We start from the raw sequence: 22,798 nt of genomic DNA on the forward strand, positions 1-22,798 counted from the left end.
TCTGGACGTCGTCCCCTTCCCGAACCCGATCGGACTGCCGCGCACCCCGGTCTGACGCCCGCCGGGCGCGGCACCCGAACATCCGCGTGAATCCACTTGCCGCGGGCCGCGCCGACCCATACCGTCTCGCGGATGACTCCCGTACTGCGGTCCGAGCGCCTGGTCCTCTCCCCCTACGCCGAAGCCGACGAGGCGGACTTCGTCGCCCTGTTCCAGGACGACGCGGTGGGCCGCTGGTTCGGCGACGGCATGCAGACCGCGGCCGAGGACCGGGCGCTGTTCCACCGGATCTTCAGCTATGTGTACGCGGAGGACCGCTTCCCGGTCTGGGCGGTGCGGCACGAGGGGCGCTACGTCGGGCACGCCGAGGTCAAGCCGTCGCCCGAGTCCTGGCTCGACGGCCACGAGATCGTCTACGGCCTGGCCCGGGAGAGCTGGGGCCTCGGCCTCGGCACGGAGCTCGTGCGGCTCCTGACCTCGTACGGCCATGAGACCTTGGGCCTGGCCGAGGTGCACGCCACCGTGGACTCGGAGAACGCCGCGTCCCTCACCGTCCTCAAGCGCCTCGGCTACACGCAGGGCCGCGCGATACCCGAGGAGAACGGACTGACCACTCTCCTGCTCACCTCGCGGCTGCCCGCGCCGCCCGCCGCGGGCTGAACTCCCTGCGTCAGCCGAAGTCGAGGCCCCCGGTCCTGGTCCGCTTCAGCTCGAAGAAGTCCGGGTTTCCCGCAAGGACACGGAAGCTGTCGAAGAGCCGCGCGGCCTCCTCGCCGCGCGGGATCGCGCGCAGCACGGGGCCGAACCAGACGGTGCTGTCGACGTGGATGGTCGGCGTGCCGACATAGCCGTCGGCCTCCGGGTCCTTGCCGCCGTCGTGGCTGCGGCGCAGCACGTCATCGTACGCGGGGTCCTGCGCGGCCGCCACGAGGTCGGCGGGCAGCCCGAGTTCGGCGACGGCCTGCCGCGCGACCTCGTCGAAGTCCTCGTTCTTCTCCTGGTGCACGCGGGTGCCGAAGGCGGTGTAGAGGTCGCGCAGGATCTCCTCGCCGTGCCGCTCGGCGGCGGCCGCGGCGATCCGGGTCAGGGTGAGGGAGCGGTCGACGAGATCCCGGTACCAGTCGGGGAGTTCATTGCCCTCGTTGTGGAAGTAGAGGCTCATCACATGGAAGCGGAGGTCGAGGTCGCGGTGGCGCTCGACCTCCAGGATCCAGCGTGAGGTGATCCAGGCGAAGGGGCAGGCCGGGTCGAAGTAGAAGTCGATGCGGGTTCTCGCGTGGGCGTCTCGCACGCCGTCCGTGGTCGTCATACGACGACACTATGAGGGAAGTGGCGTATACCTGTGGGCCATTGACGCGCCCTGGGAGTGGGCCAATCGGCCCGGCTCCCGCCGCCCGCCGCCACGCCCGGCCGACCGCCGTGCCAGGTCAGCCCCGGCCGACCGCCGCGCCAGGTCAACCCCGGTCGGCCCGCGCGGTCCGCTCGGCCCGGTCGATCCGCTCGGTCAGCTCCGCCACCGTCATCGACCCGGGGGCGCGCCGCTCGCGTGCGAGCGTGTTCGCCGCCCGCTGGAGGACGTCGTTCACCGGGGTCGGCACCCCGTGCAGCCGCCCGAGCAGGGCGATCTCGCCGTTGAGGAAGTCGGCCTCGATGCTGCCCGTGCCGCGGTTCAGGCTCTGCCAGGAGGAGCCGCCGCCGTCGGAGGGGGCGAAGCGGATGCGGTCGCCGCGCGTCTCCTGCTGCTCCCGCTCCCCCACCCAGTCGATGCCGGCGGCCGTGAGGACCGTCTCGCCCTCGGTCCTCGCGCGGCGGTAGAGGGCCCTTGCCTCGTCGGTGGTGATGAGGCCGGTGACCGCCTCGACGGCGTTGGCCAGGTTGGCGAGCAGCTTCCCGTACTTCCAGCGCGGCACGTCCGCCACGACGGGCGCGATCATGTTCGCCTTCTCCAGGTCGGCGGCGATCCGGACGGCCGTCTCGTCGGTGCCGCTCGGGTAGACCCCCAGATGCAGCATGCCCGTGTAAGGGGCACCCGCCGTGGCGACCGCGCCCGGTTCGACATGGGTCGCGGGCAGCCAGATGCACATGCCGTACACCCGCCGGAAGCGGCGCAGCGCGAGCCGCTCGCTCTCCACGCCGTTCTGCGCGCAGATCAGCGGCAGCAGCTCGCCCGCGGTGCCGCCGCCCGCCGGGCCGCCGACGGGGGCGCCGCTCCACGCGTCGAGCGCCGCCTCCGCGTCCTGCGTCTTCACCGCGAGGAAGAGCACGTCGTCCACGCTCAACTCGCCCAGCTCGGCCGGTCGTTCCACGACCCTGACCCGATGGGCGGTGGTCCCTCCGGGTGTCGTCAGACGCAGCCCGTGCTCCCGTATCGCCGCTCCGTGGGCGCCCCGTGCGACGAGTACGACGTCGTGTCCGGCCTCGGCGAGGCGTCCGCCCACCGTGCCGCCGATCGCCCCTGCTCCGATGATGATGTAGCGCATGGCGCCGAGCCTCGCACACGGGTCACCGCCCCGACCATGGGATTCAGCTCTCCGCGGGGAAGGGCGTGCCCTGGTGGAACCAGAGCCGCCAGCCGTCTTCCGTGCGCCGCCACAGCGAACTGCGGTGCACCCTGCGGCCGTTGCTGTCCGTGTCGAAGGTCAGGTGCACCGTGTCGTCGGAGAGCTGCACGCCGCGCATCTGAGAGGTCGTGGTGGGGCGGCTGCCGGGGTCGGGGTGGGCCGTGAGGACCCGCACGATCGACGCGCGGTCCCAGCGTGTGCCCGAGGCGCCGAACTCGGTGAACTCCGGGTGGAGGAGCGCCCCGAAGAGCTCGGGCGAGGCGCGCACCTCGGGGTCGAGCAGGCGCAGTTCGCCCTCGATGGCGGCCTCGACGGCGGGGGTGCGGTCAGTCACGGGTCATCTCCACGAGCCGGGTGACGGTGTTCCAGTTGCGGCTGGTGGCAATGATGCCCCTGGTCAGGCCGGGCCTCGACAGGATTTCCGCGAGCTTGGAGCGGCCGAGCCCCTCGGGGGCGTACAGGTACAGGGCACGGTCGCCGAGCCTGAACTCCTCGGGCAGGAAGTCCTTTCGGTCCAGGGCGGCGAAGCGCGCCTCGTCGACGGGCGCGGAGAAGTAGGTGACGTGGAGCTGCCTGGGTTCCAGGTCCGCGGCGGGGAACGGGCAGGCCTCGGCCACGGCCCGCAGATACGCCCCGTCGCGCACCAGTACGTCGACGGCGAAGCCGAACTCCTTCTCGATGGCCTGCCGGATGCCGGCGGCCAGCGTCTCCTCGTCGCCGCCGTCCGCCGTGAAGACCGCGTTGCCGCTCTGCAGATGGGTGCGTACGTCGCCGTGGCCAAGGCCTTCGAGCAGCGTACGGAGCCGCGCCATCGGCACCTTCTTGTGGCCGCCCACGTTGATGCCGCGAAGGAGCGCCGCGTATGTCCTGTTCAGCATGCGCCCACGATAAAGCGGCCGCCGTGCCCCGTGGGGGTGGGCACGACGGCCGCGGCCCGGCGGACGACGAGGGTTACTCGACGACCTTCAGGAGCTTGTTGGGCGTGCCCTCGCTCGGGTTGGAGATCTTGTCCGGGGTCGCACCGTCGGTCAGCGCCTTGGCGACGTCCTCGGGCTTGGCGTCCGGGTGGGCGGCGACATAGACGGCGGCGGCACCCACGACGTGCGGGGTGGCCATCGACGTGCCGGAGATGGTGTTGGTGGCGTCGTCGCCGGTGTTCCAGTCGGAGGTGATGTCCGAGCCGGGGGCGTAGATGTCCACGACGGAGCCGTAGTTGGAGAAGTCCGACTGCTCGTCGTCCTTGGTGGAGGAGGCGACCGTGATGGCCTCCTTCACGCGGGCCGGGGAGCCCTGCGAGGCGTCGGTCGACTCGTTGCCCGCGGCGACCGCGAAGGTCACGCCGGAGGCGATGGACTTCTTGACGGCCTCGTCGAGGGCCTCGTCGGCGCCGCCGCCGAGGCTCATGTTGGCGACGGACGGGCCCTGGTGGTTCTTGGTGACCCAGTCGATGCCCGCGACGACCTGCTCGGTGGTGCCGGAGCCCTGGTCGTCCAGGACGCGGACGGCGACGATCTTCGCCTTCTTGGCGACGCCGTGCGCCTCACCGGCGATGGTGCCCGCGACGTGGGTGCCGTGGCCGTTGCCGTCGTCGGCGTTGTCGTCGTTGTCGACGGCGTCGAAGCCGGAGGTGGCGCGGCCGCCGAAGTCCTTGTGGCTGACGCGGACACCGGTGTCGATGACGTACGCGGTGGCGCCCTCACCTGCGGCGTCCGGGTAGGTGTACTTCTTGTCGCCCGCGGTGTCCGCCTGGTCGATGCGGTCGAGGCCCCACGACGGCGGGTTGTCCTGGGTGGCGTCGATGGTGAACTTCTTCGACTGGACGACCTTGCCGACGGCCGGGTCGGCGGCCAGGCGCTTGGCGTCGGTCTCGCTCAGGCCCTTGGCCGAGAAGCCGTTGATGGCGGAGGAGTAGTTGCGCTTGAGCTCGCCGCCGTACTCCTTGGCGAGGTCGGACTTGGCGTCCTTGCTGGCCTTCTCGTCGAGCATCACGATGTAGCTGCCGGCGACGGCGCCCTTGGCGTCCAGGCCGTACACCTTGCCCTCGGCGGGGGTGGCCGCACCGGCGAAGGAGGTCGCGAAGACGGTGACACCGACCGCGGTGGCGGCGGTGGCTATCGCGGCGGTGAGCTTCATCGTGCGGGCGCGCTTGTGAGTTGCCATGAAGAGGGGTCTCCTCAGTGCTCTGTGGGGGGAATGTGTGGGGGGTATTCAGCTGTTCGACTGTCCTCAGAAGGTTCACCGCGGCAACAAGTTCGCCGCGAGAGCCCGTGAGGCCCGGAAGATCTCCGGGTGTTGGGACGAAACCCTGTCGGATTGACGCGCGCAGATCAATACCTACATACAGCTGTGACTTGTTCAACAAGGTTCCGTAATAACAAACCGGATCAGTCACAGCGGATCGGACATCACGGTCCGCAAACCCCCCAACTCCGGGTAACTGTAAGGGGCTTGTAAATTCCTTCTCCTTCCTGACGCGGAGGGCGCCCCGGACCCGGGGACGAGGGCACGCGCCCCCGAGTCACCGGACAGCACGACGAGCCCTCCCCGCGTGCCGCCCTACGTTCTGAGCCATGGGAAACCGAACTGCACGGGGGCTCGCCGCGAGGGCGGGCGGATGGAGCGCACGGCACCGCTGGGCTGCCGTCGGCATCTGGATCCTCTTCGTCGTCGTCACGATGGGGCTGGGTTCGGCCATGGGCCGCACGGACACCGAGGACGGCGACCTGAAGGGGGAGATCAACCAGGCGCAGTCGATCATCGACGACGCCGGCATCGAGGACCCCGCGGGCGAGAGCGTACTGATCCAGGCGAAACACGAGGACGGTCCCGGCGCCGGGGCGCTCAAGGCGACGGATCCGCGCTTCAGGGCCGCCGTCGACGACGTGATGAAAGCGGTCGCCGCCACCGGTGAGGCGACGGCCGTGACCTCTCCATACAAGAGCGACTCCGTGTCGAAGGACGGCCGCAGCGCCCTCGTGCAGTTCGACATGCGCGGCGACGCGGACACCGCGGGCGACCGGGTCGCCCCCGTCCTGAAGGCCGTCGACCGCGTGGCGAAGGAGCACGACGGGCTGCGCATCGAGCAGATCGGCACCGCCAGCATGCAGAAGACGTTCGACGACGCCTTCGGCAACGACTTCCAGCAGGCCGAGTACTCGGCGGTGCCCGTCGCCTTCGGCATCCTGCTCGTCGCGTTCGGCGCCCTGGTGGCCGCGCTGCTCCCGGTCCTGCTCGCCCTCTCCGCGATCATGGCGACGACCGGTCTGATGGCGGTGGTCAGCCATGTCCAGCCGATGAGCGACACCGCCAACTCCGTGATGCTCCTCGTGGGCCTCGCGGTCGGCGTCGACTACTGCCTCTTCTATCTGCGCCGCGAACGCGAGGAACGCGCCAAGGGACGCGATCCGCAGACGGCGCTCAGGATCGCGGCGGCCACCAGCGGCCGGGCCGTGGTGGTCTCGGGCGTCACGGTGTGCGTGGCGATGGCGGGCATGCTGTTCACCGGCATCACCGAGTTCGAGGCGATGGGCCTGGCCTCCCTGATGGTGGTCGCGGTGGCGATGGTCGGCTCGGTGACGGTCCTGCCCGCGCTGCTCTCGCTGCTCGGCGAGCGGGTGGAGAAGGGGCGCCTGCCGTTCCTGCGGCGGCGTGCGCGCGGCGGCGTGCCGAGCGAGAGCAGGCTGTGGCGCGCGGTCGTCGGCCGGGTCCTCAAGCGCCCCGGCGTCTCGGTGGCCTTCGCCGCGGGCGTCCTGGCGGCGATCGCCCTGCCCGCCGTCGGCATGCAGACCCAACAGCTCACCCTGGACCAGGAGTTCGGCGACTCGCTGCCGATCGTGGCGACCTACGATCGGCTCAACGACGCGTTCCCCGGCGGCGCCGAACCGGCCGAGGTCGTGGTGAAGGCCGACGACATCGACGCCGCGCCGGTACGCGACGCGATCGCCGACTTCCGTTCCCGGGCGGTCGGTTCGGGCGCGTCCAAGGGGCCCGTCGAGATGACGGTGCACCGGGACAGGGACGTCGCGATCCTCTCGGTCCCGCTGATCGGCGGCTCCGACCAGAGCCGGGCCGAGAAGAGCCTGGACCTGCTGCGCGACGACGTACGACCCGCGACACTCGGCAAGGTCCGGGGCGTCGAGGCGCCCATCACCGGACAGGTCGCGGGATCCAAGGACTTCAACGAACAGCTCGGCTCGTCGGTGCCGCCGGTCTTCGCCTTCGTGGTGGCCTTCGCGTTCCTGCTGATGCTGCTCTCGTTCCGCTCCCTGACCATCGCGCTGACCTCGATCGTGCTCAACCTGCTCTCGGTGGGCGCCGCCTACGGGATCCTGGTCATGGTCTTCCAGCACGGCTGGGGAGCGCCCCTGGTCGGCGCCGAGGGCGTGGGCGCGATCGTGGCCTGGCTGCCGCTGTTCCTCTTCGTGATCCTCTTCGGCCTCTCGATGGACTACCACGTGTTCGTGGTCTCCCGGATCCGTGAGGCGCGTCTCCAGGGACGTACGACCAAGGAGGCGATCTCCCACGGCGTGATCACCACGGCCGGGGTGGTGACCAGCGCGGCGGTCATCATGGTCGCGGTCTTCGCCATCTTCGGCACGCTGTCGATGCAGTCCATGAAACAGATGGGCGTGGGCCTCGCGGCGGCGGTCCTGATCGACGCGACGGTGATCCGCGGCGTGTTGCTCCCGGCGGTCATGGCGGCGCTCGGTGAGCGCAACTGGTACTTGCCGAAGTGGCTGGAATGGTTGCCGGACATGACCCACGACGAGACCGGGGAGCCGGAGACACCGGCCGTGGAGGGTGAGCGCATCCGGGTGTAGCGCCGGAACGCCGGACGGGCTGGAGCATCCAGCCCGTCCGGCGATTGAGGACGAACTCGGCGAAGCCGGTGATGAAGCGCCGAGCAAGGCCGCAGGCCTACGCCGCAGCGGCGACCCTCTCCTCCTCGAAGGAGTCGATGGTCCGCGTGAAGTCCCTGGTCGAGAGCAACAGCTTGTAGATGATGGCGAGTTCGAAGACGAGCAGCAGCGCGCCGGAGACGATCGTCGCGGGAATCACCGCGTCGAAGAGCGGGCCGATCATGAAGACGCCCATCTGGAACTCGATGCCGCTGATCAGGTGGGCACGGATGCGGTGCCGCAGCAGGAACGAACGGGCCCGCAGATACGCGGGGAACTTCCGCCGGAACTCCTGGTGCAGGTCGATCACTTGGGCCTTGGGCTTCGGCGCCGTCTCCCCGTCGGCACCGATCCCCTCGGCTCCCTCGACGCCCTCGGCCGTCTCCGGGGCGTACGCGGCCTCGCCCGCGGCCCGCTGCAGGTCCTGCTCGATGTCCGCCGAGGGGTTCTCCCGCAGCAGGTCCTCCATGAAGGCGAGCTCCGCCTCGTTCTGCGCGCGCCGCGCGGCCCGCATGCGCGACTTGATCTGCTTGCGCATGGAGTGGCGGATCTTGAAGATCTCCAGGGAGTTGATGTACCGCAGGGTGTCGAGCGCCACGACGGCGAGCGCGAGCCAGATGTAGAGGGTGTCGCCGGTGCGGTCGTACTGACCGCCCATCAGGGCGACGCCGCACACCATGACGCGGATCCGGTCGAAGACGAAGTCGAGCCAGGCGCCGAAGACCGAGCCCTGCCCGGTGAGCCGGGCGACCTTGCCGTCCATGCAGTCGAGGATGAAGCTCAGGTGGTAGATGACCGCGCCGAGGGCGAGCCACTTCCAGTCCCCCAGCGCGAAGCACGCCGCGGAGCCCAGACCGAGAAGGAACGCACCCCACGTGATCTGGTTGGGCGTGATGTTCGTCCGCCGCGCGGTGAACCGCACGAGCGGCGTGGCGACCGGGTCGACAAGCAACACGGTCCACCACGCGTCACGCTTCTTCTGGGTGATGCGGCGCACCTCTGCGAGGGGCGGTATGTCTCGGCGCATGGGGTCAACATCCTGGCGTTCGACGAAAGTTCATCTCACGCTAGGAAGCCCTTGGTGCAAGGAACAAGATCTCCCCCGTGCAACCTTTGACGGGGGGTAACAGTCAACCTTGCGGGACGAGTCAATGGCCATCCCAGGACGATGCCGCGTTACCTGAGCGTTACCCAATGACCGGGACGTTACCGAACCGCATCACGGAGCGTTACGTCAGGCCCGGCCGGCCCGCGCCTTCGCCAGCTCCTCCTCGATGAGATCGGCCGCCCGCTTCGTGCCGCCCTCCCCCGCCATCGCGTCCTTGATCTCCCCCAGCCTGCGGGCCACTCCGGGGTCCCCGACCAGCGTGAGGACCGCATCGCGCAGCGCGTCGGCCGTGACCTCCTCCATCGGCAGGTGCCGGGCGACGCCGAGCCCCTGGAGCATGTCGGCGTTGCCGAACTGGTCGACGGCCTGCGGCACGGCCACCATCGGCGTCGCGGTGGCGAGCCCCTCCTGGCTGCCGCCCGCACCGGCGTGCGTGATGAAGGCATCGGCCTTCTTGAGGACCGCGAGCTGCGGCACCCACGGGTGCACTTCTACGTTCGCGGGCACATCGCCGAGATCGGCCTCGGTGACGTGCTTGCCGACCTGGAGCACCACGTGCCAGCCGGGCAGGTCGCCGAACGCCTTGACGCACTCGCGGTAGAAGTCGGACTGCTTGGTGAAGGACGAGCCGAGCGAGACGAGCAGCACCTTCTCCGCGTCGGCGGGCCGCTCCCAGTCGCCCTGCGTCGCACGGTCGCCCTGGCAGGCGCCGACGAAGGTGTGCACGCTCTCGTCGACCCGGTCGGCGTGCGGCTGGAGCGCCTTGGGGATCAGGACGAGCGAGCGCGGCGGGCGCCCGACGAACGGGTCGGGGTGCTGGGTGATGCCGTTCTCCGCCAGCCAGGCATGGAAGCGCGCGTAGTACGCCTTGCCGCGCTCGGTCTCCTTCAGCTCCGCGTACATCGGCTCGGCGACCTCCTCCTCGTACCCCTCCCAGGCGACGAGGTTCGGCGAGAGCGATATCTCGGGGACGCCCCAGCGGCGGGCGAGGACGCGGGCCGGGTAGGAGGTGATGTCGTGCAGGACGAGCTCGGGCTCGTCGCCCTCGTAGGCGGCGGCGAGCTCCGGCAGGACCGTGATCGCGTCGGCGAGGAACGGCTCGATGTTGTCGATCAGCTCGGTGCCCCACGCCTCCGGGTCGTCGTCCGGGGAGGGCAGCGTCGTGGTGTAGAGCCGGGGCTCGGCACCGGTCTCGGCGACCTTCTCCTCGAAGTGGTGCGGGATGGCGTACGTGACGCGGTGGCCGCGGGCGACGAGTTCACGGATGACTTCGAGGCTCGGGTTGACGTGTCCGTGCGCGGCGATCGAGAACATGGCGATGTGGGCAGGCCGGGATGAGGTCATGCCGCGACCCTATGCGAGACGAAACGTCTCGTGCAACCTCAATCCCCCGTCACCCCTACTCGACGCCCGTGACGCTCCGCGCGGCCTCGTTGTAGCGCAGCAGATACCCGGCGAACCGCGCGAGATCCGGCCCGCTCCACTCCGCGAGCCGCTCCTGGAAGGCGACCCTGCGGGCATTGCCGACCTGCACCAGGACCTCGACGCCACGGTCCGTGAGATGCAGGACGTGTACGCGATGGTCGGCGGGGTCGAGGCGGCGCTCGACGAGCCCGGCCTTCTCCAGGGCGCCGACCTGCCTGCTGATCGTCGACTTGTCGAGGGTGTAGTGCGCGGCCAGGTCCGTGGCCCGGCAGCCCCCCTGGAATTCGAGATGGCTGAGCAGCGTGAAGGACACGAGCGAGAGCTCGGGGTGCATCCGGGCCGCGGTGGCGCGCGCCCGCCGGGCGAACGCGGTCATCTCGCGCTGGATGGTCTCGATGGACTCGTCCCGGGCCGGCCCGTCCGGGGTCACAGCCCCGGGCCCGTCTCGTTCGGTCACGATTTCTCCCTCTCGACGAATGGTTGTAGAGTACAACATCGAAAAGAGTTGTATATGCCAACCATCTGGGTTGCACAGGCCAACCACCTGCCGAGTTCGAGTATCCGGAGAGACCCATGTCCGCCACCGCGGAACCCGCCCCCCGACTGCGCGACGCGCTGCGCCACGTCCTCCTCCATCTGGTCACGCCCCTGCTGATGTGCCTGGGCATGGGCCTCGCCTACATGGGCGCGTTCGTCACGCCCGAGCCGCACGAGATGCCCGTCGCCGTCGTCGGCTCGGGACCGCAGGCCCAGGTCCTGGCGCAGACCGTCAAGGACAAGGCGGGCGACGCGCTCGATGTCCGCACCCTCGCCACGCGCGAGCAGGCGGTCGACGCCCTCAAGTCCCTCGACATAGCGGGGGCGTTCGTCCCCGACGCGAAGTCGCCCGAGCTGATCGTGGCCTCCGCGGGCTCCGACATGAGCGCGATGGCGGCGCAGAAGATCTTCACGCCCGTCGCGGCGCGGCAGGGCGTGCCGCTCGAAGTCACCGACGTGGCCAGGCCGGTCGCCGACGACCCCACGGGCCAGGGCCTGTTCTTCCTGCTCGTCGCCGTCAGCATCGGCTCGTACGCCTCGGTCGCGGTGCTCGGCGCGGCGGGCGCGGGGCTGCGGATGCGGGTGCGCGCGGGGCTCGTCGTCGGGGTGTCCTTCGCCGTCAGCCTGATCGGCGCGGCACTCGCGGGTCCGATCTTCCACCTGGTGCACCAGGGGCTGTGGGGCGTGTGGGCCATGTCCTGGCTCTACGCCGCGGGGATCCTCTTCATCGGCCTCGGCCTGCACACGTTCCTCAAGCGCTGGACGACGCTCGCGATGATGGTCCTCTTCGTGATGCTCAACTTCACGACGTCCGGCGGACTCTTCCGGCCCGAGCTGCAGAACGGCTTCTTCGGTTCCCTGCACGCCTTCTGGAACGGCGCGGGCTTCGTCGAGGGCATCCGCAGCCAGCTGTACTTCGGCGGCCATGAACTCGCCGGGCACATCTGGACGTTGACCGCGTGGCTCGCCGTCGGCCTGGTGCTCGTGGGCATCGCAGGCCTCTGGGAACGGCGTCGGCGGGCCGCGGCCGCACCCGCCACCGGCCACCGCGCCACGGCCCGGGAGCGGGAGCTCGCGCAGGAGGAGGAGATGGAGGAGTCGGTGGCGGTGTGACGGTGACGGTGACGGTGGCGGTGGCGGTGGCGGTAGCGGTAGCGGTAGCGGTGTGACGGTGGCGCCGCCCCGCCCTCACCGCACCGCCCTCACCGCTCCCCGCGCACCCCGACCACCAGCCCCGCGACCGCCGCCGTCGCCGCCGCCGCGGCGAACGCGAGGTGCTGGCCCGGAAGCGGTGAGGCCGCCGTCGATGCCGCCCCGGCGAGGACCGCGGGGCCGAGGCCGCTGCCGATCTGGAGGGCCGTGGCGGTCACCGCGGAGGCCGCGCCCTGCCGGGCCCGGGGGACGCCCCGCAGGCCGAGGACCGTGAGGGCGGGGAAGGCCAGGCCCTGCCCGACGCCGGTGACGACCAGGCCCGCGAACACCGGCCACCAGTAAGGACTCTGAGTGGTCGTCAGGCACCACAGCAGCACCCCGCCGCCGGTCAGGAGCAGCCCCGCCGTGAGGACGGCCCGCGTGCCGACGCGCTCCAGGAGACGCCCGGTGAACAGCGCCGTGCCGGTCACCGCCGCGCTCACCGGAAGGACCGCGAGTCCCGACTGGGCCGGGGACATCCCTCGTACGTCCTGGAGATACAGCGGTACGAAGAAGAGCGAGCCGTTCACACAGAAGTAGAACGCCACCGCCATGGCCGCCGAGGTCCGCACCGACCCGATCCGCAGCAGCGCCCGGTCCAGGAGCGCGTCGCCGCCGCGGCGCCACCACAGCGTCGCCGCACCGACCGCACCGACCGCACCGACCGCCGCGGCGACGGCGACGACGCGCCCCGCGCCCGGGTGGGACAGCAGATCGATCCCGAGTACGACAAGGACGACCGTCGCCACCAGGGCCGTACCGCCGACGGGGTCGACACGGCGGCCCCGGTCCGCCGCACCGGCCGGAAGACCGCGCAGCGCGGCGAGCGCGGTGAGCAGTGCCGCCGCGCCCTGCACCGCGAAGACGAGCCGCCAGCCCGCCGCCCCGGTGAGCACCCCGCCGAGGACGAGCCCCGCGCCGTAACTGCCCGCCTGCGCCGAGGCGAAGACCCCCAGGGCACGGGAGCGGGCAGGCCCCGCCGGGTACAGGTCGGCGACCAGCGCAGTCGCCGCGGGGATGGTGACCGCGGCGCCCGCACCTTGCAGCACCCGGCCCGCCGCGACCATCCAGAAGTCGCCCGCGGCCAGCGCGGGCACGGTCCCCGCGGCGAGCGCGAGCAGCCCGGCGACCAGTACGCGGCGGCGCGGGAACCGGTCGGCGAGCGCTCCCCCGGCGAGCAACAGCCCCGCGAAGGCCAGCGCATAACCGCTGACGGCCCAGGACAACGCCTGCGGAGCCACCCCGAACTCGGCGCCGATGGCGGGCAGCGCGCTGTTCAGAACGGCGACGCTCCCGGCATCGAGCCCGGCGGCCGCGCTCAGGACGAGGAGCGGGAGGAGGCGGGGGCCGGGGCGCGGGGCGGGGGGCGCCGTGGCGGGCGCGGAGGTCCGGAGCGAGGCGGGCCCGGAAACCTCGTGGCGTGCGGAGTCGGTCATGTGAGGCAGCCTTCGCGGGGAGCCCGTGCGGGACCAGACACCCGTGGAGGAGCTTCCCGGTGGGGGTGGCCCTGTGCGGGCCACCCTCGAGGATGGCCCCGGGGTGCCGTGGGACCGGAGACTGGGGCCATGACCGCACGACTCACCGAGCTGGCCCGGTTCCTGCGCACCCGGCGGGCCCGGCTCACCCCGGAGTGCGTGGGGCTGCCCCGCACACCGAGCCGACGGCTCGCGGGGCTGCGCCGCGCCGAGGTGGCGACGCTCGCCGGGATCAGCCCGGAGTACTACACGCGCCTCGAACAGGGCAGGCAGCGCCACCCGTCGCCGGAGGTCCTCGACGCGCTCGCCACCGCCCTGCGCCTGGACGCGGACGGCCGCAGCCATCTGCACCGGCTCACCGCGAGGCCCGCCCCTGCCGCGCCGTCCGCGCCGCCGCCCGCCGCACCGGAGGCGGCGCTCGATCTGCTGCGGGCGCTCACCGTGTGGCCCGCCTATCTGGTCAGTCCGATGCGGGCCGTGCTCGCCTGGAACGATGCCGCGGCCTGGCTCCTGACGGACTTCGGCGCGCTCCCGCCGCACCGCCGCAACCTCGCGTGGTTCGCCCTCTGCGACCCGCGGGCCCGGGAGCTGTACACGGACTGGGAGGCGGTGGCGCGCGGCAACGTCCACCGGCTGCGCAACGCCCTGGCTGGCCGCACCGGCGAGGAGCCGCTGCTCGCCGAACTCGCCGCGCACGGCGGTGAGTTGTTCACCGACGCCTGGAACGAGCACGAGGTGCGCGGCCCGAACACCGGCCACAAGCGGCTGAACCACCCCGAGGCGGGCCCGCTCACCCTCGCGTACACGGGCTATCTGCTGCCAGGGCCCGAGCGTCTCGAACTGGTCGTGATGACCGCTCCGGAGGGCAGCGCCGAACACGCGCTGCTGCACCGGCGGCCCGCGTAGTCCCCGCCGGTACCGGGCCCGGTCACCGGACCCCCTGGTGTTCGGCGTGCGCCGGGACGGCCTCGTACGGCTCGTAAGGGCCGGGGGCGAACTGCACGTCCGGTGCGGGGTGTCGGCCCCGCGTACGGCCCGACCTGCGCGGCCACCACAGGCCTCGGCCCAGGAGCGCGGCGAGCGCGGGCACGAGCACGAGGGAGAGCACCAGCGAGGCCAGGATGATCCCGAGGCCCGTGGCGAAGCCGATCTCCTGGGTGGCGGGGCTCGCGGCCAGGCTGGCGAAGGAACCGGCGAGCACGATGCCGGCCGTCGCGATGGCGGGCGCGGTGTGCCGCACCGCCTCGGCCACGGCGCGCCGTGCCGGGACCGGCTTCGCCATCTCCTCCCTGATCCGGTCGGTGATCAGGATGTTGTAGTCGGTGCCGAGGGCGACGACGAAGAGGAAGAGCACCAGGGGCAGCGTGAACGAGACGCCCGGCCGGTCGAGGCCGTGCTGGAAGAGCAGCGTGCTCGCGCCGAGCGTGGCCACGAACCCGAGCCCGACGGCGATCATCAGCACGACCGGTGCAAGGAGCGAGCGCAGGAGCAGGAAGAGGATCACGGCGATCAGCAGGGCGGCGACCGGGAACACCAGGCGCAGGTCCTTCTCCACGGCGGTCGAGATGTCGGCGTAGATCGCGGCCGTGCCCGTGAGGTGCGCCTCGGTGCCCTGGGGAGCGGTCCGCGCGACGGCGTCCCTGATGGGGCCCGACACCAGGTCGCGTGCGTGCTGCGTATCGGACTTGACGCTCAGGAACAGGTCGAGGCGGGCGGCCGTGCGGTCCTTGCTGAGCACCGGTTTGCCGACCTCGCCGACGCCCTCCGCCTTGCCGAGCACCCGGGTCATGCCGGTGAGCGAACTCTCCTTGAGGGCGGAGCCGTTGCTGCTCTCCACGTACACGGTGTGCGGGTCGGAGACTCCCGCGGGCAGGCTGCGGGAGATCTGCTCGGCGGTCCGCACGGCGGCGGTCTCGGGCAGGCCCTGCTGGTCGTAGCTCATCTTCATGCCGAGCGTGCCCGCGCCGAGGGCGCCGAGCAGCACCAGGCTGCCGAGTGCGTACCGCACGGGGCGGGCGCTCACCGCGCGTCCCAGGCGTGCCGCCGCCCCCTCGGTGCGCTCCTTCTTCCAGGCGCGTGCGGGCCAGAACATGCCGCGGCCGAGCACGGCGAGGAGGGCGGGCATGAGGGTGAGGCTGGCGAGGAGCATCACGAGTACGGAGATGGCGATCGCGGGGCCGAGGACCCTGAACTGCCCGAAGCTGGCGAGGCCGAGGGTCGCGAAGGCCGCCACGATCGTCAGCGCCGCGGACGTGATCGCGTTGCCGACCCGTCCGGTCGTCTCGGCCGCGGCCGTCCGGGCGTCCTGCTCGGGGTGGTTCCGCAGCTGCTCCCTGAACCGGAACATCAGGAAGAGGAAGTAGTCGATGCCGATTCCGATGAGTACGACACCGATCAGCGAGGGCGTGGACGGGTCGAGGTCGATGCCGAAGACCTTGGCCGCGCCGACCACCGCTCCCGATGCGACACCGCCGATGAGCGCCACCGCGATCAGCGGGACGAACGCGGCCGCCAGGCTGCGGAACACCAGGACGTTCAGGAGGACGATGAGGCCCATCGTCAGGGCGCCGACGACCTCCCCCGTGGTCTTCTCGGCGTCCGTGTTGTCGACCGTGGAGGCGATGCCTCCGGTGAATCCGACGCGCAGGTCCGCCTCGGCGAATTCGTGCTGCGCCGAGTCACGGAATTCCTTGTAGACGTCCTGAAGACCCGGGTCGTTGGGATTTCCGTCGAGCGACACCGTCAGGAGCCGGAAACTCCTGTCGGGTGCCACGGCGCCCGCCGATATCCGCGGGGTCTGGGAGTGGTCCTTCATGAGCGGTTCTTCGCGCTTCGGCGCGGTGATCCGTTCCCGGCCGAGACCGGCCGCCGTGTCGGCGATCCGCCGCTCGTCGCCCTGCGCGAGCTTCTTGCCGTCCTCCCTGGCGACGAGCACGGTCACCGCGTTGGCGTCGGGCTTGATGCCGAACTTGTCCTCGGCGGTGCGCAGCGCCTTGGCCGAGTCGTACTGCTTGGGCAGGAAGTCCCCGGCCTGGGAGTCCGTGACGTCGTACATCATCGCCTGGCCCACGAACGACAGTGCCGCCCCGAGGAGGGTCCAGACGATGACCATCTTCCATCGATGCCGGGTGGAGAACGTGGTCAGCTTGCGGATCATGGTTCCTTTTCCCTGCGGAGTTCTTGAAGCTCCCAACAGGTCATCACGCGCCCACCCTTGAACACGTCGGCCGCCGGAAGGGGACGCACCCGGGACCCGGGTCATGCACTCCGTCCCAGGCAGTACTCCAGTACTGGGCGGAAGAACCGCCTCCGCGCCGATTCACGGTCCGGCGGGCCGGGATGTAATGGTGCGGAAAGACGCTCGGCATGCCTGACCTGCTCGATGTGTTCGACCCGCTCGACGTGCTCGACCCGCTCGATTTGGAGGCGCCCGGATGGGACGCGACTTCTTCCCTCCGGCACCGCCCACGGGCCGGGCCCGGCCGACCGTGGGCGACGCGGCGGTCGCCGTCGTCGCGGTCGGGCTCGACATGCTCGCCTATCTCTCCCCGGGCGAGGAGGGCACGGGGGCGCCGTTCACCGTGCTCGGCGCCCTGCTCGTCGCCACCAATGTGATCCCGTTGCTCTTCCGGCGCCACCACCCGGTGCCCGCGCTCGGCGCGGTGCTCGTCGTCCAGCTCGCCGTCAACCTGGGCCTCACCGTCGACCCGGGCACGACGATGTCGCACAGCTACGGCGGCGCCGTCGCGGTGGCGCTCTACACCGTGGCCAGGTACGGCGGGCGGCGCGCGGTGGCGCTGGGTGTCGTGGCGACCGTGCCCGTGCAGCTGGTGCGGTACGCGGGCGAGGGCGTGCCCCTGGTGGGGCTGCTCGTCACCGACGTGCTCGTCACCCCCGGCGTCATCGTCGCCGTGGGTCTGGCCGTGCGGCAGTGGCACCGGCAGCTGGACATCAACCGCAAGCTCCTCGCCGACCGCGCGGTGACCGAGGAGCGGCGCCGCATCGCACGGGAGCTCCACGACGTCGTGGCCCACCACATCACCACCATGTACCTGATGTCCGGCGGTGCCAGGTCGACCCTGGACCGCGACCCCGAGATCGCCCGCGAGGCCCTGATGACCCTGGAGGAGTCCGGGCGCACGGCGCTGCAGGAGATGCGCCAGCTGCTCGGCGTGCTGCGCAGCACCGAAACGCCGGAGGAGGCGCCGTCGGAGCCGCAGCCCGGAGTGGACGGCATCGAGCGGCTCGTCGCCGACTCGACCGCCGCGGGTCTGCCGACGGAACTCCACGTCACCGGGCGGCCGCACCCGCTGCCGATGACGGTCGGGCTCACCCTCTACCGCATCGTCCAGGAGGCGTTGACCAATGCCCGCAAGCACGCGGGGCCGGCCCGCGCCACGGTGCGGCTCGCCTATCTGGAAGGCCGCGTCACCGTCGAGGTGACCGACGACGGAACCGGCGACACCAGGGCGCCCGACGAACCCGGCGGGGGCAGTGGATACGGTCTGCTGGGCATGCGGGAACGCATCGCCCTGCACGACGGCTCCCTGCGCGTCGGCGGCCGTCCGGAAGGCGGGTTCCAGGTGGTCGCGAGCGTGCCGCTGCCCGCAGGCACATACGAGAAGGACGGAACCCGATGACCTCTCCGACCGAGCCCGAGCCCGCACGAGGCAGCGAGCCCGCACGAGGCGGCGAGCCCGAGCGCATCACCGTGCTCATCGCGGACGACCAGCCCCTGGTGCGCAGGGGGCTGACGCTCGTCCTGCTCTCGGACCCCGCCATCGAGGTCGTCGGCGAGGTGGGCGACGGTGAACAGGCCGTCGCCGCGGCCCACGAACTGCGCCCCGACATCGTCCTGATGGACATCCGCATGCCGGTGCTCGACGGGGTCAGGGCCACCGAGCGGCTGGCCGCCGAGCTGCCCCGGTGCCGGGTCCTCGCGCTCAGCACGTTCGACATGGACGAGTACGTGGTCGGTGCCCTGCGGGCCGGTGCCGCGGGCTTCCTGCCCAAGGACGTCTCGCCCGAGGATCTGGTGGCCGCGCTGCGCACCGTCCAGCGCGGCGAGGCCGTCGTCGCCCCGCGCCTGCTGACCCGGCTGCTCACCACGTTCGTGACCCCGGCCGCCGCCTCGCAGCCGCCGCCCGCGGACCTCTCCGTACTCACCCCGCGCGAGGTCGAGGTGCTCCGCCTGATCGCCGCGGGCCTCGACAACTCCGAGATCGCCCAGCGGATGGAGATCGGCGTCCAGACCGTGAAGAACCACGCCACCGGCATCTTCACCAAACTGGGCGTCCGCGACCGAGCACAGGCGGTCATCGCGGCGTACGAGACGGGCCTCGTGCAGCCGGGACGCGGTGGGGCGCCCCTTTAGGGGCGCGGGGAACTGCGCGACAAGCCACAGCGCACCCGCAGCGAACAAACCGCCCCACCCAGCGGAGCGCTACCGCTGATACCTCGCAAGCACCAAGTTCCCGTCCTTCACCAGACGTTGCCTCAGCTCACCAAGACCGATCGCCCCGCTGTAATACTCCTGGAACGCCGGGGTAGCCACCTTGTCCTTCCACTCCGGATACCCCCGCACGGACTGCGCGGGAGCCGGACGCAGATGCTCGGCGAGTGCGGGGCCCACGGCCCAGTCGTCCTTCGTCGTGTGCAGGGCGGGATCCCGCAGGGCCTCCGCGCCAGTGGGCAGCATCCAGTCGCCCCGCGCCAGCCTCACCATGTTGTCCGGCTGCAGGAAGAAGTCGATGAACTCGGCCGCCTCCTTCTTGTGCGGGCTGTCCTCGGACACGGACAGGGTCTGCGGGCTGACGCCCTGCGCGAGCCCCTCGGACCCGGCGGGCGCGGGAAGCACCTGCCAGTCGAAGCCCTCGGGCGCCTGCTGGACGATCTGCTGGCGGTACGAGAAGCCGAGCGGGACCATCGCGTACTTGCCCCCGAAGAAGCCGGGCAGGGTGTCGGAGCCGCCCATGCCGAGGGTCGTGCCCGATGCGCTCTTGTCGGTGTTGACCTGGTCGTGGACCGTGCGCGGCATGATCTCGTCGGCGGCGTCGAAGCGGACGTCGACCTTGCCGTCCGCGCCCCGGTGGAACATCTTTCCGCCGGTCGAGAGGGAGAGGTTGAGCGTCGCGGAGACCGGCTCCTTGAGCGGCCAGGCGACGCCGTACTTCCCGTCCTTTCCGTCGCCGAGTTCCTTGGTGACGGACCGGAACTCGTCCCAGCTCCACGGCTTCTCGGGCGTCGGGATGCGTACGCCCGACTCCTTGAGCCACTTGGCGTTGGCGATCAGGACGCGCGGTTCCTGGAGGAACGGCACTCCGTAGACCTTGCCCCCGAAGGTTGTGGTCTCCCAACTGCGCTGCGGGATGTCGGACTTGAGGCGCTCGGGGAGCAGGTCGCCGATGTCCGCGAGGTATCCGCCGTACGCGAAGTCGGCGAGGTCGTCCGACGCGTCATGGATGATGTCCGGCGCCTCACCGCCCTCGAAGGAGGTCAGCAGCTGGTCGTGGACGCTGTCCCAACTGCCCTGGAGGTACTCGACCTTGACGTCGGGGTGGGTCGCGTTCCACTCCTTGACCAGTGCCTTGTTGGCGTCGACGGACTCCTTCTGCCAGGCCAGGGACTGGAACTGGAGGGTGATCTTCCCGTCGTCGTCCGATGTGCCGCCGCAGCCGGTGAGCAGCAGCGCGAGGGCCGCGGCGGTGGCGGTCAGGAGCCGTGGCGTCCTGCGAGCCGTACGCATCAGGCCTTCACCGCCCCCGCCAGCATGCCGCCCGTGATCCGCTTCTGGATGATCGCGAAGATGACCAGCGAGGGGATGGTCGCGAGGAACGCGGCCGCGGCGAGCGGCCCGAGGTCCGCGACGCCCTCCGTGCCGATGAACCGGTTGAGGATGACCGGCAAGGTCTGCTTCTCCGGGGTCTTGAGCAGGACGAGCGCGAAGAAGAACTCGTTCCATGCGGTGATGAAGGCGAACATCGCCGTGGCGACGATGCCGGGGGCGAGCAGCGGCGCGACGACCGAGACGAACGTGCGCACCTTGCTCGCGCCGTCGACGGCCGCCGCCTCCTCCAACTCGGCCGGGACCGCGCGGACATACCCGACGAGCATCCACAGCGCGAAGGGCAGCGACCACACGACGTACACCACGATCAGGCCGATCAGCGAGTTGATCAGGTGCAGGTTCTTCAGGATCAGGAAGAGCGGGATGATGATCAGGACGAACGGGAACGCCTGGCTGATCACCACCCAGCCCGTCGCCGCCTTCGCGACGCGATTGCGGTGCCTGGCCATGACGTACGCCATGGGGGTCGCGATGACGACCGCGATCAGGGCCGCGCTGAGCGCCGCGATCAGGGAGTTGCCCGCGGCCTGGAGGAGCGGCTGCTCGTCGAAGGCCTGCCGGAAGTTCTCCAGGGTCGGGTCCTTGGGGATCCAGGTGGGGTGCAGGCTGCCCAGCTCCCGCGCGGGCTTGAAGGCCGTGGAGATCAGCCAGAGGAACGGGAAGGCGAGGAAGACGAGATAGGCGGCGAGGGCCACGTACTGCGCGGCACGCGTCGTCTTCTTCGTACGCATCATGACTCGTCGCCTCCCTTCAGGCGGCCGACGAGATAGAAGGCGAGGATCACGGAGATCACCGCGACCATCACACAGCCCATCGCCGCGGCGTAGCCGAACTGGCCGTAGCGGAACGCCTCTTCGTAGGCGAAGAGCATGGGCAGACGGGTGCGGCCGCCGGGGCCGCCCTGAGTGAGCACGTAGACCAGGGCGAAGGAGTTGAAGTTCCAGATGAAGTTGAGCGCCGTGATGGCGAGGGCGATCGGTTTGATCGCGGGCCAGGTGACGGTGGTGAAGCGGCGCCAGGCGCCCGCGCCGTCCATCGCGGCGGCCTCGTGCAGCTCGCGCGGGGTGTTCTGGAGTCCGGCGAGCAGCGCGACGGTGGTCTGCGGCATGCCCGCCCAGATGCCCACGACGATCACGGCGAACAGCGCGGTGGCCGTGCCGGTCAGCCAGTCCTTCCCCTCCCCGAGGCCGAGGTTGGCGAGCGTTTCATTGAGCACGCCCGCGTCCGGGTGGTAGACGAGCCGCCACATGATGCCGACGACCACCTCGGGCATCGCCCACGGGATGATCGCCAGCGCCCGGGCCAGCCAGCGCATCTTCAGCGGCTGGTTGAGCAGGAGGGCGAGGCCAAGAGCCAGGAAGAACTGCGGCACGGTGACGCCGAACGCCCAGAGCAGCCCGATCCTGAACGAGTCCCAGAACAGCGTGTCGTGCAGCAGGTCCTGGAAGTTGAGGGCGCCGACCCACTGGGTGGGTTCGGTGCGGCCCGACTGGGAGTCGGTGAAGGCCAGCGCGATGCCGTAGAGGAGCGGCCCCACGCTCAGGATCAGGATCGGGATCAGCGCGGGCAGCACGAGGAACCACGCGCCGTGGTCCGCGGGTCTCTGCCCCGGCGCGCCTCTCGCTGACCGCTTCGTCGCGGTCGCCAATGTCACGGAATCGGCTCCTTCGGGCGGCTCGTGCGGGTCTGGCCGCCCCGGCGGCCTCCGTCATCGTGCTGATGTGACCTTGATACGTCAAGCAGCTGCGCGCCCTCACACGCCCGTTGGCCTGTGCGAATGCGAGACTGTCGGGCGAACGGGGCAACTGGTGCGGGAGGCGGGCAATGGACGAGACGCGGGCACGGGACGTACTGGACGCGGCGGGGCTCGCGGGTCCGGCGGGTGGCGCGCAACTGCTCGCGCTCGGCGAGAACGCGGTGTTCGGCGTCGACGATCTGGTCGTCAAGGTCGGCCGCGCCGCACCCGAACTGCTCGACCGGGCGCGTCGTGAACTGGACGTGGCCGCCTGGCTCGAGCGCGCGGACGTCCCCGCGGTGCGGGCCGCCGAGCCCGCGGCCCGTCTTGTGGACGGACACCCGGTGACGCTCTGGCACCGCCTGCCCGATGCCGTGCGGCCCGCCGAGCCGCGCGATCTCGCCGCGCTCCTCCGTCGGGTGCACGCACTGGAATCCCCCTCCTTCGAACTGCCTCGCCGTGAACTGCTCGGCGGCGTCGAGCGCTGGCTGCGGCTCGCGGGCGACGCGATCGATCCCGGCGACGCGGACTATCTGCGCGAGCGCAGGGACGGATTCGCCGCGGCCGCCGCCGCGTTGACGCCCCGGCTCGCGCCGGGACCCATCCACGGGGACGCGCTGCCGCGCAACGTCCTCGTCGGTCCTGACGGGCCCGTCCTCGTCGACCTGGAGACGTTCTCCGCCGACCTGCGCGAGCACGACCTCGTCGTCATGGCACTCTCCCGCGACCGGTACGGGCTCCCGCCGGAGGCGTACGACGGCTTCGTGTCCACCTATGGGTGGGACGTACGGGAGTGGGAGGGGTGTTCCGTGCTACGGGGCGCCCGGGAGACGGCCAGCTGCGCATGGGTCGCCCAGCACGCCCCCTCCAACCCGAAGGCCCTCGCCGAGTTCCGCAGGCGGGTGGCGTCACTGCGAGACGGGGATGCGGCCGTCCGCTGGTACCCCTTCTGAACGCCTGCCCACAGCGGGGGGGTGCCCCTATGACTTCGGTCAAGGGGCTGGGGCGGTTTGGGGTTGGT

General features: G+C 71.1%; 20 protein-coding genes. 7 read left to right on the forward strand and 13 right to left on the reverse strand.

Annotation, left to right across the window (positions count from 1 at the left end):
- Positions 1-132: 132 nt before the first annotated feature.
- A complete protein-coding gene (locus ACFWZ2_RS30280) occupies positions 133-660 on the forward strand; it encodes a GNAT family N-acetyltransferase (RefSeq protein ID WP_384551043.1) in 528 nt (175 codons plus the stop codon).
- 10 nt (positions 661-670) lie between these two features.
- Here ACFWZ2_RS30280 and ACFWZ2_RS30285 read toward each other — a convergent pair whose 3' ends face one another.
- From ACFWZ2_RS30285 to ACFWZ2_RS30305, 5 genes are all read right to left on the reverse strand, one after another.
- Positions 671-1,309 carry a DsbA family protein gene (locus ACFWZ2_RS30285; RefSeq protein ID WP_384551045.1) on the reverse strand — a complete coding sequence of 213 codons (639 nt, stop codon included), beginning with the start codon at positions 1,307-1,309 and terminating at the stop codon, positions 671-673.
- A gap of 145 nt (positions 1,310-1,454) precedes the next feature.
- On the reverse strand, positions 1,455-2,480 hold the full coding sequence (locus ACFWZ2_RS30290; protein WP_384551047.1) for a ketopantoate reductase family protein: 1,026 nt from the start codon (positions 2,478-2,480) through the stop codon (positions 1,455-1,457).
- Positions 2,481-2,523: 43 nt separating this feature from the next.
- On the reverse strand, positions 2,524-2,895 hold the full coding sequence (locus tag ACFWZ2_RS30295) for a DUF4440 domain-containing protein (protein WP_384551049.1): 372 nt from the start codon (positions 2,893-2,895) through the stop codon (positions 2,524-2,526).
- The gene (locus ACFWZ2_RS30300; protein WP_384551051.1) at positions 2,888-3,439 is read right to left on the reverse strand and encodes a DUF1697 domain-containing protein; all 552 of its coding nucleotides are present in this window, start codon (positions 3,437-3,439) and stop codon (positions 2,888-2,890) included. The genes ACFWZ2_RS30295 and ACFWZ2_RS30300 overlap by 8 nt, the downstream gene beginning before the upstream one ends.
- 73 nt (positions 3,440-3,512) lie before the next feature.
- Positions 3,513-4,721 carry a S8 family serine peptidase gene (locus tag ACFWZ2_RS30305; RefSeq protein WP_384551052.1) on the reverse strand — a complete coding sequence of 403 codons (1,209 nt, stop codon included), beginning with the start codon at positions 4,719-4,721 and terminating at the stop codon, positions 3,513-3,515.
- 410 nt (positions 4,722-5,131) lie between these two features.
- Here ACFWZ2_RS30305 and ACFWZ2_RS30310 point away from each other — a divergent pair, with 410 nt between their 5' ends.
- Positions 5,132-7,381 carry an MMPL family transporter gene (locus ACFWZ2_RS30310; protein WP_384551054.1) on the forward strand — a complete coding sequence of 750 codons (2,250 nt, stop codon included), beginning with the start codon at positions 5,132-5,134 and terminating at the stop codon, positions 7,379-7,381.
- A gap of 97 nt (positions 7,382-7,478) precedes the next feature.
- On the opposite strand, the gene ACFWZ2_RS30315 is transcribed toward ACFWZ2_RS30310, so the two are convergent.
- The 3 genes from ACFWZ2_RS30315 to ACFWZ2_RS30325 all read right to left on the reverse strand — a co-directional run bounded on the left by ACFWZ2_RS30315 (position 7,479) and on the right by ACFWZ2_RS30325 (position 10,368).
- Positions 7,479-8,486, reverse strand: a complete 1,008-nt coding sequence (locus tag ACFWZ2_RS30315; protein ID WP_384551056.1) for a CDP-alcohol phosphatidyltransferase family protein — start codon at positions 8,484-8,486, stop codon at positions 7,479-7,481.
- Positions 8,487-8,693: 207 nt separating this feature from the next.
- Positions 8,694-9,911, reverse strand: coding sequence for a macrolide-inactivating glycosyltransferase (mgt, locus tag ACFWZ2_RS30320; protein WP_384551057.1), 1,218 nt, complete (start codon positions 9,909-9,911; stop codon positions 8,694-8,696).
- A 55-nt stretch (positions 9,912-9,966) separates the two neighbouring features.
- Complete coding sequence (locus ACFWZ2_RS30325; RefSeq protein WP_384551082.1) at positions 9,967-10,368, reverse strand: MarR family winged helix-turn-helix transcriptional regulator; 402 nt, start codon at positions 10,366-10,368, stop codon at positions 9,967-9,969.
- Positions 10,369-10,565: 197 nt separating this feature from the next.
- Here ACFWZ2_RS30325 and ACFWZ2_RS30330 point away from each other — a divergent pair, with 197 nt between their 5' ends.
- Positions 10,566-11,642: a hypothetical protein gene (locus tag ACFWZ2_RS30330; RefSeq protein ID WP_384551059.1), complete on the forward strand. Its 1,077-nt coding sequence runs from the start codon at positions 10,566-10,568 to the stop codon at positions 11,640-11,642.
- A gap of 89 nt (positions 11,643-11,731) precedes the next feature.
- On the opposite strand, the gene ACFWZ2_RS30335 is transcribed toward ACFWZ2_RS30330, so the two are convergent.
- A complete protein-coding gene (locus tag ACFWZ2_RS30335; protein ID WP_384551061.1) occupies positions 11,732-13,156 on the reverse strand; it encodes an MFS transporter in 1,425 nt (474 codons plus the stop codon).
- Between the two features lie 129 nt (positions 13,157-13,285).
- Between ACFWZ2_RS30335 and ACFWZ2_RS30340 the strand changes: the two genes are divergently transcribed.
- The gene (locus ACFWZ2_RS30340) at positions 13,286-14,101 is read left to right on the forward strand and encodes a helix-turn-helix domain-containing protein (protein WP_384551063.1); all 816 of its coding nucleotides are present in this window, start codon (positions 13,286-13,288) and stop codon (positions 14,099-14,101) included.
- Positions 14,102-14,123: 22 nt separating this feature from the next.
- On the opposite strand, the gene ACFWZ2_RS30345 is transcribed toward ACFWZ2_RS30340, so the two are convergent.
- Positions 14,124-16,352: an MMPL family transporter gene (locus ACFWZ2_RS30345; protein ID WP_384551065.1), complete on the reverse strand. Its 2,229-nt coding sequence runs from the start codon at positions 16,350-16,352 to the stop codon at positions 14,124-14,126.
- A 277-nt stretch (positions 16,353-16,629) separates the two neighbouring features.
- Here ACFWZ2_RS30345 and ACFWZ2_RS30350 point away from each other — a divergent pair, with 277 nt between their 5' ends.
- Positions 16,630-17,835, forward strand: coding sequence for a sensor histidine kinase (locus tag ACFWZ2_RS30350; protein ID WP_384551067.1), 1,206 nt, complete (start codon positions 16,630-16,632; stop codon positions 17,833-17,835).
- Positions 17,832-18,569, forward strand: coding sequence for a response regulator (locus ACFWZ2_RS30355; RefSeq protein ID WP_384551069.1), 738 nt, complete (start codon positions 17,832-17,834; stop codon positions 18,567-18,569). Before ACFWZ2_RS30350 ends, ACFWZ2_RS30355 begins: the two co-directional genes overlap by 4 nt.
- Before the next feature lie 69 nt (positions 18,570-18,638).
- Here ACFWZ2_RS30355 and ACFWZ2_RS30360 read toward each other — a convergent pair whose 3' ends face one another.
- From ACFWZ2_RS30360 to ACFWZ2_RS30370, 3 genes are read right to left on the reverse strand one after another with little or no spacing between them, the layout of a single operon-like run.
- Positions 18,639-19,940: an ABC transporter substrate-binding protein gene (locus ACFWZ2_RS30360; protein WP_384551071.1), complete on the reverse strand. Its 1,302-nt coding sequence runs from the start codon at positions 19,938-19,940 to the stop codon at positions 18,639-18,641.
- A complete protein-coding gene (locus ACFWZ2_RS30365) occupies positions 19,940-20,776 on the reverse strand; it encodes a carbohydrate ABC transporter permease (protein WP_384551072.1) in 837 nt (278 codons plus the stop codon). The genes ACFWZ2_RS30360 and ACFWZ2_RS30365 overlap by 1 nt, the downstream gene beginning before the upstream one ends.
- Positions 20,773-21,696, reverse strand: a complete 924-nt coding sequence (locus ACFWZ2_RS30370) for a carbohydrate ABC transporter permease (RefSeq protein ID WP_384551074.1) — start codon at positions 21,694-21,696, stop codon at positions 20,773-20,775. The genes ACFWZ2_RS30365 and ACFWZ2_RS30370 overlap by 4 nt, the downstream gene beginning before the upstream one ends.
- 170 nt (positions 21,697-21,866) lie before the next feature.
- Here ACFWZ2_RS30370 and ACFWZ2_RS30375 point away from each other — a divergent pair, with 170 nt between their 5' ends.
- A complete protein-coding gene (locus ACFWZ2_RS30375; RefSeq protein ID WP_384551076.1) occupies positions 21,867-22,730 on the forward strand; it encodes a phosphotransferase enzyme family protein in 864 nt (287 codons plus the stop codon).
- The last annotated feature ends 68 nt before the right edge of the window (positions 22,731-22,798 follow it).

The organism is Streptomyces sp. NPDC059002 (assembly GCF_042740435.1).
Classification (GTDB): domain Bacteria; phylum Actinomycetota; class Actinomycetes; order Streptomycetales; family Streptomycetaceae; genus Streptomyces.

What these genes read in the sequence shown, in the direction of transcription:
- ACFWZ2_RS30280 (WP_384551043.1), top strand. Translation starts at nt 133, where the DNA reads ATGACTCCCGTACTGCGGTCCGAGCGCCTGGTCCTCTCCCCCTACGCC.
- ACFWZ2_RS30285 (WP_384551045.1), bottom strand. Translation starts at nt 1,309, where the DNA reads ATGACGACCACGGACGGCGTGCGAGACGCCCACGCGAGAACCCGCATC.
- ACFWZ2_RS30290 (WP_384551047.1), bottom strand. Translation starts at nt 2,480, where the DNA reads ATGCGCTACATCATCATCGGAGCAGGGGCGATCGGCGGCACGGTGGGC.
- ACFWZ2_RS30300 (WP_384551051.1), bottom strand. Translation starts at nt 3,439, where the DNA reads ATGCTGAACAGGACATACGCGGCGCTCCTTCGCGGCATCAACGTGGGC.
- ACFWZ2_RS30305 (WP_384551052.1), bottom strand. Translation starts at nt 4,721, where the DNA reads ATGGCAACTCACAAGCGCGCCCGCACGATGAAGCTCACCGCCGCGATA.
- ACFWZ2_RS30310 (WP_384551054.1), top strand. Translation starts at nt 5,132, where the DNA reads ATGGGAAACCGAACTGCACGGGGGCTCGCCGCGAGGGCGGGCGGATGG.
- ACFWZ2_RS30315 (WP_384551056.1), bottom strand. Translation starts at nt 8,486, where the DNA reads ATGCGCCGAGACATACCGCCCCTCGCAGAGGTGCGCCGCATCACCCAG.
- mgt (WP_384551057.1), bottom strand. Translation starts at nt 9,911, where the DNA reads ATGACCTCATCCCGGCCTGCCCACATCGCCATGTTCTCGATCGCCGCG.
- ACFWZ2_RS30325 (WP_384551082.1), bottom strand. Translation starts at nt 10,368, where the DNA reads ATGACCGCGTTCGCCCGGCGGGCGCGCGCCACCGCGGCCCGGATGCAC.
- ACFWZ2_RS30330 (WP_384551059.1), top strand. Translation starts at nt 10,566, where the DNA reads ATGTCCGCCACCGCGGAACCCGCCCCCCGACTGCGCGACGCGCTGCGC.
- ACFWZ2_RS30335 (WP_384551061.1), bottom strand. Translation starts at nt 13,156, where the DNA reads ATGACCGACTCCGCACGCCACGAGGTTTCCGGGCCCGCCTCGCTCCGG.
- ACFWZ2_RS30340 (WP_384551063.1), top strand. Translation starts at nt 13,286, where the DNA reads ATGACCGCACGACTCACCGAGCTGGCCCGGTTCCTGCGCACCCGGCGG.
- ACFWZ2_RS30345 (WP_384551065.1), bottom strand. Translation starts at nt 16,352, where the DNA reads ATGATCCGCAAGCTGACCACGTTCTCCACCCGGCATCGATGGAAGATG.
- ACFWZ2_RS30350 (WP_384551067.1), top strand. Translation starts at nt 16,630, where the DNA reads ATGGGACGCGACTTCTTCCCTCCGGCACCGCCCACGGGCCGGGCCCGG.
- ACFWZ2_RS30355 (WP_384551069.1), top strand. Translation starts at nt 17,832, where the DNA reads ATGACCTCTCCGACCGAGCCCGAGCCCGCACGAGGCAGCGAGCCCGCA.
- ACFWZ2_RS30360 (WP_384551071.1), bottom strand. Translation starts at nt 19,940, where the DNA reads ATGCGTACGGCTCGCAGGACGCCACGGCTCCTGACCGCCACCGCCGCG.
- ACFWZ2_RS30365 (WP_384551072.1), bottom strand. Translation starts at nt 20,776, where the DNA reads ATGATGCGTACGAAGAAGACGACGCGTGCCGCGCAGTACGTGGCCCTC.
- ACFWZ2_RS30375 (WP_384551076.1), top strand. Translation starts at nt 21,867, where the DNA reads ATGGACGAGACGCGGGCACGGGACGTACTGGACGCGGCGGGGCTCGCG.